Source organism: Shewanella piezotolerans WP3, from assembly GCF_000014885.1.
Lineage (GTDB): Bacteria > Pseudomonadota > Gammaproteobacteria > Enterobacterales > Shewanellaceae > Shewanella > Shewanella piezotolerans.
Genome location: NC_011566.1, coordinates 3,396,387 through 3,410,635 on the forward strand (window position 1 = coordinate 3,396,387; position 14,249 = coordinate 3,410,635).

A 14,249-nucleotide genomic window follows, 5' to 3' on the forward strand; every position below is an offset into this window, starting at 1 on the left:
GGTAGCCAAATAGCCTTATAAGCATTAATTTGTTCTAAGCTGAATAGAATATTTAAATACCTACTTCCAATCCAACGCCTTAACCAACTTCAACATGTTCTCTATCTTGTACTCTTTGCCATAGCGGTCAAAGGTTATCGAGCCATGAGAATGACCAAGCAAACCTGCGACCATATCTGAGCTGTACTCTTTATGTTTGAGCTGAGTAGCCACTGCATGACGAATGCCATGTAAGGTGTCTCGCTCACCCCAGCCTAACTTAGGCTTAAAGGTGTAGAACCATTTGGAGACCTGATGTGAATAACCACGAGTCGATATCTTCCTAAGTTCAGGGAATAGTCGCTCGTGGCCGCTAGCCTGTTGCTTATCTACAAACTGAAGGAAGCCCATAGCGATTAGCTTAGGGTGAATAGGGATGACACGTTCACTGGTCGCGGTCTTAATGGACTGATCTGGATGTGTCGCTCTAATGTGGATGCAGGGATAACCGTCAATAACGGTAAAGTCATCTATATATAGTTGAGCTAACTCCCCTAGCCTCGCGCCAGTATAAGCAGCAAGCCTTGGCAACCATGCACGATAAGGCATCTTATGCTCAGTAGTTGATGGGATTTCCCTAAATAGCTGTCTGATTTTGGTCTCGCTCAAGGCATCTCGTGCCTTAGAGGCTTTAACCTTTGCCGACACCTTAATACTAAGCCCTGTCATCGGGTTACTGATGCCGTAATGTAGAGCTGCCCACTGTAATAGTGCAGAAACTCGAGTCAGTCGCTTATTAACTGTAGAGACTGCAAGGTCTGCTTTAGATGAGAAGTGTCGCTTGTACTCTAATGCCTTAGCCAGTGTGAACTGTTCAAGACGTATATCACCTAGAAGACCAATCATATCTTTATAGGTCTGACGGTTAACCTGTTCACTGTGTGGTGACCATGCGCCTTGCTTACGTTTCTCTTGGCAAAACTCTTCAGCTACTTGGCTGAGTCTTGGGAGCTTAGGATGACTGCTATTGCTTTGGGTAGTAATAGTGGCATCAGAAACCTTAGAAGGTCTTAAGGCCTCTTGCGTACAGGCTTGAGTATGAACCGTCTCACTGCTGTCTTGAGTGTCACCTTCAGCAACACTGCGTAACTGACTCAACACCTGCCAAGACTTACGAACGGCTTCAAGACGGTCTCTAGTCGCTAACGACTTTCTGATTTCACGTTTACCAAGGGAGCTTTGTTGAGCTTCAGGTACGACTATTCGCGCATACCAAATGCCATGACGGGATTGAAATAAATATGGGGGAGTTTTAGCTAAACTATTTCTCATCGAGTGTACCACCAAGTGTATCACCTGAGGTCTTTCTGAGATAAGCCTTTGATTAGACTTTAGTTTGGAGGTTTCCCTAGAGCCACACCCCGGCACATGAGTCACTTGCTGCGGTTGCTCCCTTCCAGGCCTGGCCGAGTTCACAAGTTATCATTGCGGGGGGACCCTAGGGTCACCACTGATTTCGTTGAGAGCAGTTGCCCTCAAGAACGGCAGCATTATCTACCATGAATCGAATCCAAGCAAGTCATTATCGAGTTTCAGCAGCTACTTTTGGTTCAATCGCTGATTCTATAGACAAAAGCCTTCAATAGAAGGCTTATTTATCCTTAACGGTCTGCATAATACGGTATCACTACAGACTCAACACCGCCTTATTTTGCTCTATCAGCTTATCGCCAATACCTTTTACATTTGATAGTTCACTTATCGAGCTAAACTTACCATGCGTTGCTCGGTAGTCCACTATTGCTTTCGCTTTTGAATCACCGACACCTTTTAACGTCGATAATTGAGCAACATTGGCAGAGTTGATGCTAATGACTTGAGTGCTTTTATGAGAGGATGTTTTACTCGTTTCTACGGTAGACTTGTCAACTGCAGCTTGTACTGATGAAAATGACATTAGGCTGGTAAGTAATAAAGCAGGCATTAATTTTTTATTCATTCGCTATATCCTTGTATGATCCATTAGTTAGTAACCTCAATCCGTCTCCTTGGTTACGCAGCAAAATGTAGATCACCCCCACGAAATGCGCCATAAACCGACCAACATCTCACGCTAAAGTTTTACGCAGCGATCGGGATCACAAAACTACCTAACCGATAAACTTTCAATTATTTTGGCTAAGTATTCAAATCGATTCCGTTTGACGGATTAAGTTGTAAGTCGCAAACACACTTTGCAGGCACACCTCAAACTTACTTAATTTATGCGCCCTTCATCACCCTAGTGGAGCTTCAGTTTTGTTAGATAATGACAACTCAACTCATTTTGAAGTTAATCACGACTGCACTAGAGTGTTGCAATCGACAATAATAATGGACTGAAAAATGTCATTAGACTCTACAGAAGTACCTAATCAGATCGGTAGTCGCATTACTGCTCAACAAAAAAAGCTAATAATACTTGCCGCAGATATCGTATTGCTTTTCTTGATGTACAATTTTCTCCCTTTTGAACAGGGAGTTAATACTGGACTAGCTTTGCTGACTTTTGCCGCCATATTGTGGCTCACTGAAGCAATACACATCAGTATTACTGCAATTATGATCCCGATACTCGCGGTGCTCTTTGGCGTGTTTGAAACACAAGCCGCCATGAGTCACTTTGCCAATCCAATCATCTACCTTTTCTTTGGTGGCTTCGTATTGGCAGCAGCACTGAATCATCAAGGAATAGACCGTCTGATTGCGCAAAAAGTCCTATCTGCATCTAAAGGCCGGTTATCGGTAGCCTGTATTATGCTATTTGGGATCACAGCACTACTGTCTATGTGGATAAGCAACACTGCTACCACCGCTATGATGCTGCCCCTTGCACTTGGAATTTTGCATCAGATCGATATAACTAAACACAAGAGTACCTATCTGTTCTTACTCCTTGGTATTGCTTATTCTGCAAATATTGGTGGTATTGGCACTTTAGTGGGTAGCCCACCTAATGCCATTGCTGCAGCTCAAGTTGGTTTATCTTTTGCCGATTGGCTAGAGTTCGGTTTAATCACTGTCGCTATCATGCTGCCGTTGATGTTAGTGGGTCTTTACTTATATTTAAAACCTGACCTGTCGATGATCTGCGAAGTAAAAGCTGAAAAGCAATCACTGACTTTCCAAGGGAAATTAACACTTCTGATTTTTATCACAACAGTCTGCTGTTGGATATTTAGTAAGCCGCTCTCACAGGCATTAGGCGGCATATCTAAGTTTGATACGGTTGTGGCGCTTAGCGCTGTTGTGACCCTAGCAGGACTTGGATTAGTGCAATGGAAAAAAATCGAGTCAACGACCGATTGGGGCGTGTTAATTCTATTTGGCGGCGGCCTCACGTTAAGCGCTGTACTTAAAGCAACTGGTACCAGTGTATTTTTAGCCCATTGGGTTACCGATATATTTGGCAATGCCCACATGGCATTATTTATTTTTGCGGTAATCGCATTTGTTGTCATGCTGACCGAATTTGCTAGTAATACCGCCAGTGCAGCACTTTTAGTCCCCGTGTTTGCCGCTATTGCAGAAGCGCTGGGGCTATCACCTGTGATGCTGTCAGTGCTCATCGGTATAGCTGCTTCTTGTGCATTTATGTTGCCCGTTGCTACACCACCCAACGCCATCGTTTATGGCTCAGGCTACATTAAGCAGTCCGAGATGATGCGAGCAGGCGTTATTATTAACTTCATCAGTATGTTTGCGCTTTACGTTATTGCGCATACCTTCTGGAATATTTAGTGATACTGAGGTCAACTCTAGTATTTGACTAATAGAGCCATTTAATTGAGTCAATCACGCCGCTGTAAGTGAACACTTACAGCGGCGTGATTGTTTGAATGACAGCAATTTATAATGCAGCTAATCCTTTATCGAGCGCGAAAATAATATCTTCGACGGCTTCCAATCCGATTGAAATCCGTAACAGATTGTCCGTTATTCCAGCTTTTTCTCGCTCTTCTGGGCTATAAGGTGAGTGCGTCATCGACGCAGGATGCTGGATCAATGACTCAGCATCTCCTAGGCTCACGGCAATGGAAAACAGCTCTAACTGGTTTATAAACTTAATAGAAGCTTGCAGATCCGCTTCCAATTCAAAGGCAATTACGCCTCCAGCTCGCTTCATTTGATGGCCAACGAGCCCGTTCCCACAGTGAGTTTTTAGCCCAGGGTAGTAAACCTTAGAAACTTTACTATGCCCCTCCAAGAATTCAGCAACACGCTCAGCACTATCACAATGACGTTGTAGCCTTACATCGAGGGTTTTAAGGCCACGCAGGATAAGCCAAGCATCATGGGGAGAGATTACCCCGCCAATATCTTTTAGCACCTCATACTTAATCACGTCCATCTGTTCTCGGCTTGAACACACCACTCCCGCAATCACATCGCCATGCCCGTTGAGGTACTTAGTTGCACTATGAATCACAATATCAATACCGTGTTTTATCGGTTGTTGCAGTAACGGAGTCATAAAAGTGTTGTCAACCACGCTAACCAACTTATATGCTTTTGCAATACGGGCAATGGCATCAAGATCGAATACTTTAAGGTGGGGGTTAACCGGAGTTTCACAGAAAAGAACTTTAGTATTGGGTTTAATCGCCGCTTCTATCTCATCGAGACGACTAAAATCAACCAAACTCACCTCGATGCCAAACTTGGCAAGTTGAGAGTTCATCAACGCAAATGTACAACCATAGACTGCATTTGATGCAATCAGGTGATCGCCATTTTGTAAATTTGCGAGTAATGCAGCCGACACTGCAGCCATCCCGGATGCGGTAGCCGCCGCACAATCACTCCCCTCAAGCGCTGCGATTTTGCGTTCAAGCTCAGCAGTCGTCGGATTACCTAAGCGAGTATAAATAAAGCCAGGTTCCTCTCCAGCAAATCTAGCACCGCCTTGCTCTGCATTATCAAATACAAACGTTGCGCTTTGGCATAAAGGTGTTACCAGCGCACCGTGTTCATTAGGTATATGTCCGGCATGAATAACCTGTGTTGCTTGCTGCCATTTCTCTTGCATTTCAACCTCCCACTCAATGCTTGTTGAGCAGATGCGATCTAATAGTTGTTGTTTGCATCTGCCTGGAGCCAACCAAATCAATAAGTAAAAAAGAACGGCATAGCTGGCTACGAAGTAACTCATTTCATCAGGTCATTAATAGCTGATCATATAGAGCTTAAATTACCTTGGACTAGTCCAAGGTAATTAAAAACTATTGAGTGAAGATTAATATCTTATGGCTTGTAAAATATATGTTACGTGCGGATGTCAGGTGTTTATTTATAATGCGCTGCAGCCTGTTAAAGCTCGCTATCTATCTACAATTTCTTGCTTTTCTTTCTTTGCTGTTTTACTTAGTACCACTGAGGTCAACTCTTTTAAATCCAACAACAACTCTTTATGGATCCCTTTTAACTTAGGCTTTGTCTGTTCATTAAATTCAAGTGGCCGACAAAGCGCCATGGCTTGATAGCCTAAACGTGCGGTCAAAAGTCCTCCTCCAAGTCCCTGACCTAAGCGCGCAGAAAGCTTACCTGACATCTCAACTGACAATAGTTGAGTACCTAAATCGGTGACGATTTCACTGGTACCCGCGTAAATAATATTGCCGATAATTCCGCGAATTAACTTAATACGACTCCAATAGCCGAGTTCAATGCCGTAACATTTAGCTAGCTGATTAATCATACTTTGGTTTCGCCAAAGGATAATAGCCATATCAAGTACTGCTAAAGGACTTGCGGCCAACAACAACGCAGACTCTTGCGCAAAACGTCTCACAATTTTTTTAGCCTGCTGATCTCTGTCTATCAATACGCAAGCTTCAAATAGTACCAGTTTCTCAGCGTCGTTATGCTCGACGCTAACTTGTTGCAAATAGCGCTCAATGTGTGAGCTATTAGGTAACTGCACTAATAGATTATCAATAAAGAGATCGGCTTCTCCCATCTGCATGCTGTTGAGTAATCGCATGCCTGTTGCCTGAGTTTCCTCAACCTTTTTTAGCCTTTTTAGCTTACGCCACTCAGTAAAGCTAACTTTAACTGTCCAGGATATGACTAGCATTACCACAACGCCATACAAAGCAAATAACCATGAACTTTGCATAAATGCTTCATATAGACCCAAAACGGTCTCAACAGCTGCTATAGCCACTACACCAAGTAAGCAGGCTTTACCTAACCAACTACGCTTTGTATTTTGATTTGAAGAAAGATCTTCATTAAGCTGATCTGCACTGCCTAAGTGTTGTTCTAACTTAGTTTCCAGTTCTCGCTCAGACAATGTTTCGATTTCAACAAAATCCTCATTGGCTGAAAAGCTAGCAGCAGGTGTAATTTTCAACGTTTCATCTTCATCAACGGTTTCAAATCGCTGCTGCCTTTTAATTGAACCATTATCTTTATTCATAAAAACACCAATTGCATTAATGAGTTACTTTGCATCACTATTAGAATCACTTTAATTTGTCACCCACTAAATACTGTAATACATGATCAAGTCTTATATGTTCAAAGTCTGCCTTATTCCCCTGTTTTTCGGTTAGATTTCTCGGCGCAAAGCTGACAAAATCAAAACCTTGTTGTTGCCAGAAGTCTGCAACAGGCAGCGATTTTGGCACTTCGCCTGGGAACAGGGTAACGACTTCGCGATTATCAAGGTCGATGCCTTTTACAACCTCTACGTCACGGCCATTTTGCTTAACCATACCGTGAGTGGTCGATTTAATGGCACTGATAGCCATAGTCTCGACCTCACAGCCTTCAAATTTTGCATGCTGCTGACTTTGCTGTACCAGCTGACTCAATAGCGATAAAACATTGCCTTGCTGATCACGGGTAACATGGTCTATTTTGCTAGCGGCAAACAATAATTTGTCTATTTTTGGAGAGAACAGACGCTTTAATAGACTCGATTGGCCAAATTGAAAACTTTCCATTACCGCCTGCAGCGCAGATTTCATATCATCAAATTGCTCCTTACCTCGATTTAATGGCGTGAAGCAATCAACAAGTACTAACTGTCGATCGAATTTTGCAAAATAATCATGGTAAAAGGGCTTCACCACTCGGGATACATACTCACCATATCGACGTTTTAGAGTGTGATAAAAGCTAGTTGACTCGGTTTTTTCAAGTATCGAGAACTGCTCCGCGCTAACATTTATCAACGGGAAAAGCGCCAGTACGGGAGTGCCATCAAGCTCTCCCGGTAGTAACAGTCGCCCTGGCTGGGCATAGTAAAATCCATGTTCCTCAACACAATCAAGCAGAAGCCTCTGATAACTATCAGTTATTTTTTGCAACTTTGCTTCATTAGCAACTGCCGTTAATTCAATACTGTTAAGTTCGTCTATAAAGTCAGAAAAGTAGCTTGAGCGCTTAAATATTGATATCCGTTCAAGCTGCGACTCTGACCACTGCTGAAAGCTTTGTTTCAACATCGGCAAGTCAAGTAACCACTCACCGGGATAGTCAACAATATCAAGGTAAAGCGTCGCACTTTCGGTCAGTTTTGACAGAAGTCCTTTAGCTGGACGGTACCGAATCGCTAACCTAAGTTCGCTGATATTACGGGTTGATTGCGGCCATGATGACGGTTCATTGGTTATAGCGTGAACCGCTGCTTCATAGTTAAAACTTGGAATGGTTAGATCGGGCTGTAGATCACGCTTAACACCATATAGACGACTGTCTCTAGCCACTCGCCAAAGTGGTAACTGTGTATTGCCCTCTGCAACGCCACTGTGCAGTAACTGATTGACTAACCCTGTAATAAAAGCCGTCTTACCTGCGCCAGCAAGGCCCGTTACCGCTAATCGTAAATGTTTATCGGTAGTTCGCAGGGCCACCGCTTGAGTATTTTTACCTAGCTTTTTAAGAGAACGCTTGATACTTGCCATAGGCAGAATTCGAACCTGTTGGAGGGAGTTCTAGGGCAGTATACGGGTAAATACTTGTATATGCTGCCCAGCTTCGAACTATAGGTTGTTGATTTCGTTTTTAAGATCATAGTTATCAGATGTTACATGTCGCTCTAGACTCTGTAATCTAAGCTCCAGTGCTCTAAACTGGCTATTCACATCCCTTAACGCCATCTTAGCGGGTTCACCTGATTGCCAAACTTTCTTTTTTACTTCTATCTCTTTATGGCTCGACTTGTTCTTATCTGTGCCTGGTTTGATATCTAAAATCATCCAAAGCAACACATAGATTATCAATACAATTCCGGAGCCACCCAGTAAAAAAATAGAAGCTGCAAGTACTCTGACTAACCATGTTTCAAAATTGAAGTAATCAGCAATCCCTGCGCATACTCCCGCTATTTTACCTGATTGAGGAATTCGATATAAAGTTCTGCTTGTGCCTTCACTCATGTCTAACTCCTCCTTTATTTAATGCCCAAATTGAAATCATTTACCTCAGTGGAAAAAACTTGTGATCTATTCATCACGCCCCCTCCACTGTGGTGCCTCACTGTCCAAGATTGCCTCAAGGGTTTCAATTCGTTGTGACATCTTGTCAGCTTTAGCAATAAGTTCGTTTAACTGGCCAAATTCTTCATCGGTAAGCCCCTGACTCACTTGTCGTTTACTACGGTAATGCAGTATTAACCAAATCGGAGCCACCACAATCATAAAAATAATAATTGGGGCAATCAAAATATCCATGTCCATAACTCACCTCTGCTCCGTTGTTATTTAGCTTTTGTTTTGCTCTTGCTAGCCTTCATTTTAGCTTTCATGGCCTCAAGTTCATCGTTTACAGAATCTTCTGCTTCCAATGCGGCGAACTCATCGTTAAGTGTTTTCTTGTTGCCAAGGTCATAAGCATCAACTTGTGACTCTAACCCTTCCACACGACGTTCGTACTGTTCAAACTTACTCATCGCGTTATCAATCTTACTTGAATCTAACTGCTTTTTAACCTCAAGACGTGAAGATGCAGTTTGTTTACGCATGATTATCGTCTTTTGACGCGCTTTGGCATCTACAAGTTTTTCCTGTAATAGGCCAACTTCGTCTTTTAAACGAAGAATATGTTCTTCGACGACAACCAGCTCAGCAGCTAAAGTCTCAGCAAGCTCATTGGCTTTTTGCTTTTCTATTAGTGCCGCTTTAGCAAGGTCTTCACGATCTTTCGACAATGCCAGTTCAGCTTTACTTTCCCAGTCTTGTACTTGTTGCTGCACTTTAGCAATTCGACGAATAATCTCTTTCTTTTCAGCAAGAACTTTGGCCGATGTTGAACGTACTTCAACTAAAGTATCTTCCATCTCTTGGATAATCAGACGAACCATTTTTTCAGGATCTTCAGCTTTATCTAGTAATGCGCTGATGTTTGAATTTATGATGTCTGCAAAGCGTGAAAAAATTCCCATAATATTTTCCTCAAATTAACGTTGGTTTCGATAATTACTATTCAGCATTCGTGCCAACTTTACTTTATCGTTACTATACAGCACCTTAACCAAAACATTAACTTTTCCTTTCATTTATAAACTGGGCATCATATTATTATTTTCACCAATTATTAGCGTGAAAGACTAAAACTTACTGTGACTAATCAATTTCAGCAAGATAATCTTATTGGCCAATCTAATGCTTTGTTAGAGGTCCTTGAACATATTTCTCAAGTGGCTCCTTTGTCTAAGCCAGTGCTAATCATTGGTGAGCGAGGCACGGGTAAAGAGCTAATAGCCGAACGTTTGCATTATCTTTCAAAGCGTTGGGACCAAAGTTTTATCAAGCTTAACTGCTCTTCGTTGAGTGAGAATCTGCTCGAAAGCGAACTATTTGGCCATGATGCTGGAGCATTTACGGGCGCAAATAAAAAGCATGAAGGTAGATTTGAGCGTGCAAATGGTGGAACCCTATTCTTAGATGAGCTGGCAAATACCTCTGGCCTTATTCAAGAAAAGCTATTGAGAGTTATTGAATATGGTGAATTTGAACGAGTTGGTGGTAATAAAACCGTTAAAACCGATGTTAGGCTTATTTGTGCCGCAAATGAAGATCTGCCCTCTTTAGCAGAAGCCGGTGAGTTTAGGGCCGATCTGTTAGATAGGCTCGCCTTTGACGTCATCACCCTACCACCACTACGTCACCGAACTGAAGATATTATGCCTCTCGCTGAATACTTTGCCGTTGGCATGGCGAGACAACTAAAATTGGAGCTATTTGAAGGTTTTAGCCCACGTGCAGTGCAACAGTTAATGGAGTACCGTTGGCCAGGTAATATTCGAGAATTGAAAAACGTTGCAGAGCGCAGTGTTTACCGCAATGCTGAGACAGGCAAAGCAATTGATGACATCATTTTAGATCCATTTGCTTCCCCTTATCGACCGACGACAAGGGTAAAAACCAAAGAAAGACAGCAAATAGCCGATACTCCTGTTGCTAGCGTAGCGCCCGAATCCAGCAAAAGTACCAATATCTGTGAGCCGATGAGCTTCCCTATCGACTTTAAAACTCATTGTGAAGAGCAGGAAGTGAATTTACTCAAGCAGGCATTGGAAGCGGGTCAATTTAATCAGAAAAAAACCGCAGAACTACTGGGCTTGAGCTACCACCAACTTCGTGGGATCTTAAAGAAATACAACTTACTGGATAAATAATTGCTGTTACGCTATTCGCACTGTTAAAATGGCTATTAACGTTCAGTTAAAAATAATGATTGCTTAATGAAACAGCAGCTCAAGCGTATAGGTCTAGTAACCTGTCTATCTGCGATAAACATGCTACTTGTTGCCTGTGGTCCGCAAAAGATCCCCACAGGCCTTGTCTACTGCTCCGAAGGCAATCCAGAAAGCTTTAACCCACAAACCGTGACATCGGGAACGACTATCGATGCCACCTCGCAACAGTTATATGACACACTCGTTGATTACGACCCGGCGACTAGCTCAATTATTCCTGCTCTTGCCACCTCTTGGTATAGCAGTGATGATGGCCTGAGTTATCGTTTTAAACTGCGAAACGGCGTTCAATTTCACCAAACTGATTACTTTACACCAACCCGTCATTTCAATGCCGATGATGTGTTATTCTCATTTAATCGCATTATTGATAGTGAAAACCCCTATCACGAGGTTGCCGCTAATGGTTACCCGTTTTTCCAAAGCATCGGGCTTAGCCAAACAATCAGTTACATAGAGAAGGTCGCCGATAATGAAGTCATATTTCATTTACGCCACAGTGATGCTTCTTTTCTATCAAACCTTGCGACTGGCTTTTCGATTATTTTATCAAAAGAGTATGCTGATAATTTACTCGCTGATGACAAAGCTGAAGATCTCGATAGGCACCCAATAGGCACAGGGCCTTTTAAGCTAACCAAATACGTCAAAAACGAATATATTCGCTATCATCGAAATGAGCAGTTTTGGAGAAAACTCCCTCAATTTGAACACTTAGTTTTTGATATCACACCGAGAAGCACGGCTCGACTCACCAAACTCATCACCGGTGATTGTAATGTGTCAGCGCTGCCTAAAGCGGGTGAACTGCCAGTAATTAAACAACACCCGCATTTAGAGCTAGATACCAAGCTCGGATATAACGTTGCATTTTGGGCTTTCAACACCCAAAAAGAACCATTTAATGATGTTAGGGTCAGGCAAGCGCTCGCATATGCAGTAGATACACAGAATATTTTAAGGGCCGTATATCAAGAGACAGCGATTGAAGCAACGGGTATGCTGCCCCCGCAGTCATGGGCATACAGCTACAATAAAAGTCGCTATGATTATAACCCACAAAAAGCTAAAGCTCTGCTCAAGCAAGCAGGTATAGATAAGTTAAGTATTGATGTTTGGGCGATGCCGGTTGCCAGGATCTACAACCCAAATGCATTAAAAACAGCTGAATTGATTCAGGCCGACTTGGCAAACATTGGAGTTACAGTCAACATTGTGACTTATGACTGGAGTGTTTTTAACCAAAAACTCAGCCGTAGAGACTATGATTCAGTGCTCATAGGCTGGAATGCTGATAATAGCGATCCAGATAATTTTTTCTCTCCGATGTTAAGTTGCGATGCACAGCGTTCTTCCAGCAACAGAGCCCAATGGTGTAACGCGAAGATGGATGATATTTTAGCTAAGGCCAAGGCTACTACCGTAACATCTGAACGAAAGGCACTTTATCAACAAGCTGAAAAGCTCTTTCGTGAGCAGTTACCTATGCTACCTTTTGCTCATGCGACTCAATTAACAATTAAACAGAGAAACATCAAACAAACCCAACTCACGCCATTTGGTGGGATTTCATTTGAGAACACCATGAAAATAGTCCCAAAGGATAAACACTAATGGGCCGTTATCTACTAAGAAGGCTTAACTTATTTCTCGCTACATCTTTGGTATTAATTGCCGTGTTGTTTATCACGACTAGTTATTTTCCAGTAGATAAGCTGTACGCGCTAACAGGGATAGAATCACCAACCTTGCAGCAGCAAGCATTAAGCCGCGATGAATTTAAACTCGACAGTAATGGCTTCAATCAGTTCCTGGCCTATACCGAGCAGCGACTGAGCGGTAATCTTGGCCTATCCGTTACCTCACATAAACCCGTTATTGACGAATTAGCTCAAGTGTTACCCGCATCCTTTGAGCTCGCTATTGTTGCTGGATTATTAGCGGTACTTCTCGGTGTGCCACTTGGGGTCTTAGCATCACTAAGTAAAAATAAAATTACTCAACACAGTATTATGGCAATAACCCTAACAGGTTATTCTATCCCAGTGTTTTGGTTAGGGCTTACCTTGTCCCTTTGGTTTGGTGTAGAACTCGGCTGGTTGCCGATCTCTGGACGTATAAATTTATTATATGAGATAGAGCCCATAACTGGTTTTATGTTAATAGATACACTGTTATCGAATTCTATTTATCGCATGTCTGCGTTCATAGATGCGCTGCTACATATTGTACTGCCAGCAATCACACTTGCAGTATTACCCTTTACTGTAGTTGTTAGAATCACTCGTGCAGCAATGCTCCATATTATGAATGAGCCCTATATACGAGCAGCTGAAGCTCGTGGCCTACATACTGGAACCATAGTATTTCGTCATGCACTTCCAAACGCATTAATCCCTGTTCTTAAAAATATGGGGCTTATGCTCGGCACCTTTGCCAGTTACGCAATGATTGTAGAGGTTATTTTTTCATGGCCTGGAGTTGGTAGTTGGCTGGTATCAGGGATTTACCAACGGGATTATACGGTGATCCAAGGCGGTGTTTTGGGTGTGGCATTGATTATTATCTTTTTCAGTATCCTAATAGAGGTACTCCATAACGCCATTAACCCTATCAGCAGGAAAGAAATTTATGCCGCGAATTAGCATATACCAGGAAGATGATATCCCATCTCCTATGCGTAAGCTCTGGCAAGCCTTTGCTGATAACCCATTTGCACTTATGGGCTTATGGGCTGTGACTTGTTTATTGTTTTTAGCAATATTCGGCCCTTGGATAGCACCATTTTCACCTGAACAACAAGATCCATTAGCTCTGCTGCTGCCACCATCATGGGATGCAAGTGGAACCGTTGAGCATTTTCTCGGAACGGATGATCTGGGTCGAGATATTTTTAGCCGACTACTTCATGGCGCACACTTAACATTTGGGATGGCGCTAGCAATCGTTATGGCTTCTCTCGCAGTAGGATTCGTGATTGGCTCGATATCAGGCATGATGAAGGGGCTTAAGTCATCAATATTAAGCCACCTGCTAGATGCTTTATTATCAATCCCGTCGCTGTTAATGGCTATTTTAGTGGTCGCCGTTATGGGGCCAGGCCTAAGTAACGTCTTTTGGGCTGTTGGGATAGCATTAACGCCACAATTTGTTCGGGCAATTCACCAGGCTGTGCATGAAGAGCTGCAAAAAGACTATGTTACCGCTGCTAAACTTGATGGTGCAAACTCCATACAAATATTTTGGTATGTAATTATGCCAAATGTTTGGGAAACTCTTATTATTCAAACTACTTTAGCTATTTCTGCCGCTATTTTGGATATTGCAGCGCTCGGGTTTCTCAATCTAGGCGCCCAGGCGCCGAGCCCAGAATGGGGCGCTATGGTGTCCCAGGGGCTCGATAATCTGCTGACAGCGCCATGGACAGTGACAATTCCAGGCGTTGCTATCTTATGTAGCGTACTGGCCATTAACCTAGTAGGTGATGGATTAAGATCGGCATTATCGCCGATAAGAAATTAAT

13 protein-coding genes and 1 other RNA gene are annotated in these 14,249 nt (G+C 42.8%); 5 read left to right on the top strand and 9 right to left on the bottom strand.

All coding sequences use genetic code 11. From position 1 onward, the window contains the following. Positions 1-60 precede the first annotated feature (60 nt). The 3 genes from SWP_RS23075 to SWP_RS14510 all read right to left on the bottom strand — a co-directional run bounded on the left by SWP_RS23075 (position 61) and on the right by SWP_RS14510 (position 1,978). Positions 61-1,311, bottom strand: coding sequence for a site-specific integrase (locus SWP_RS23075; RefSeq protein WP_048908467.1), 1,251 nt, complete (start codon positions 1,309-1,311; stop codon positions 61-63). Between the two features lie 73 nt (positions 1,312-1,384). After that, positions 1,385-1,481: signal recognition particle sRNA small type (gene ffs, locus SWP_RS23270), an RNA gene on the bottom strand. 185 nt (positions 1,482-1,666) lie between these two features. After that, positions 1,667-1,978, bottom strand: coding sequence for a ComEA family DNA-binding protein (locus tag SWP_RS14510; RefSeq protein WP_020913297.1), 312 nt, complete (start codon positions 1,976-1,978; stop codon positions 1,667-1,669). 386 nt (positions 1,979-2,364) lie between these two features. Between SWP_RS14510 and SWP_RS14515 the strand changes: the two genes are divergently transcribed. Further along, positions 2,365-3,759 (top strand): SLC13 family permease, encoded by a 1,395-nt coding sequence (locus tag SWP_RS14515; RefSeq protein ID WP_020913298.1) that lies wholly within the window; start codon positions 2,365-2,367, stop codon positions 3,757-3,759. Positions 3,760-3,868: 109 nt separating this feature from the next. Here the strand turns inward: SWP_RS14515 and SWP_RS14520 are convergent, their stop codons facing one another. The 6 genes from SWP_RS14520 to pspA all read right to left on the bottom strand — a co-directional run bounded on the left by SWP_RS14520 (position 3,869) and on the right by pspA (position 9,409). Next, on the bottom strand, positions 3,869-5,047 hold the full coding sequence (locus tag SWP_RS14520) for a trans-sulfuration enzyme family protein (RefSeq protein WP_020913299.1): 1,179 nt from the start codon (positions 5,045-5,047) through the stop codon (positions 3,869-3,871). 291 nt (positions 5,048-5,338) lie between these two features. Next, the gene (locus tag SWP_RS14525) at positions 5,339-6,439 is read right to left on the bottom strand and encodes a TIGR01620 family protein (protein WP_020913300.1); all 1,101 of its coding nucleotides are present in this window, start codon (positions 6,437-6,439) and stop codon (positions 5,339-5,341) included. A gap of 46 nt (positions 6,440-6,485) precedes the next feature. Beyond that, positions 6,486-7,931 carry a YcjX family GTP-binding protein gene (locus SWP_RS14530; RefSeq protein ID WP_020913301.1) on the bottom strand — a complete coding sequence of 482 codons (1,446 nt, stop codon included), beginning with the start codon at positions 7,929-7,931 and terminating at the stop codon, positions 6,486-6,488. Positions 7,932-8,009: 78 nt separating this feature from the next. After that, entirely contained in the window at positions 8,010-8,405 is a 396-nt protein-coding gene (pspC, locus tag SWP_RS14535; RefSeq protein ID WP_020913302.1) for an envelope stress response membrane protein PspC, read from the bottom strand. A 66-nt stretch (positions 8,406-8,471) separates the two neighbouring features. Next, positions 8,472-8,705, bottom strand: a complete 234-nt coding sequence (gene pspB / locus SWP_RS14540) for an envelope stress response membrane protein PspB (protein ID WP_020913303.1) — start codon at positions 8,703-8,705, stop codon at positions 8,472-8,474. A 20-nt stretch (positions 8,706-8,725) separates the two neighbouring features. Then, positions 8,726-9,409 carry a phage shock protein PspA gene (gene pspA, locus SWP_RS14545; RefSeq protein WP_020913304.1) on the bottom strand — a complete coding sequence of 228 codons (684 nt, stop codon included), beginning with the start codon at positions 9,407-9,409 and terminating at the stop codon, positions 8,726-8,728. A gap of 177 nt (positions 9,410-9,586) precedes the next feature. On the opposite strand from pspA, the gene pspF reads away from it, so the two are divergent. From pspF to SWP_RS14565, 4 genes are all read left to right on the top strand, one after another. Further along, complete coding sequence (pspF, locus tag SWP_RS14550; protein ID WP_020913305.1) at positions 9,587-10,645, top strand: phage shock protein operon transcriptional activator; 1,059 nt, start codon at positions 9,587-9,589, stop codon at positions 10,643-10,645. A 66-nt stretch (positions 10,646-10,711) separates the two neighbouring features. Next, positions 10,712-12,340, top strand: coding sequence for an ABC transporter substrate-binding protein (locus SWP_RS14555; RefSeq protein WP_020913306.1), 1,629 nt, complete (start codon positions 10,712-10,714; stop codon positions 12,338-12,340). Next, complete coding sequence (locus SWP_RS14560) at positions 12,340-13,371, top strand: ABC transporter permease (protein ID WP_020913307.1); 1,032 nt, start codon at positions 12,340-12,342, stop codon at positions 13,369-13,371. Before SWP_RS14555 ends, SWP_RS14560 begins: the two co-directional genes overlap by 1 nt. Further along, the gene (locus tag SWP_RS14565) at positions 13,358-14,248 is read left to right on the top strand and encodes an ABC transporter permease subunit (protein ID WP_020913308.1); all 891 of its coding nucleotides are present in this window, start codon (positions 13,358-13,360) and stop codon (positions 14,246-14,248) included. Before SWP_RS14560 ends, SWP_RS14565 begins: the two co-directional genes overlap by 14 nt. The last annotated feature ends 1 nt before the right edge of the window (position 14,249 follow it).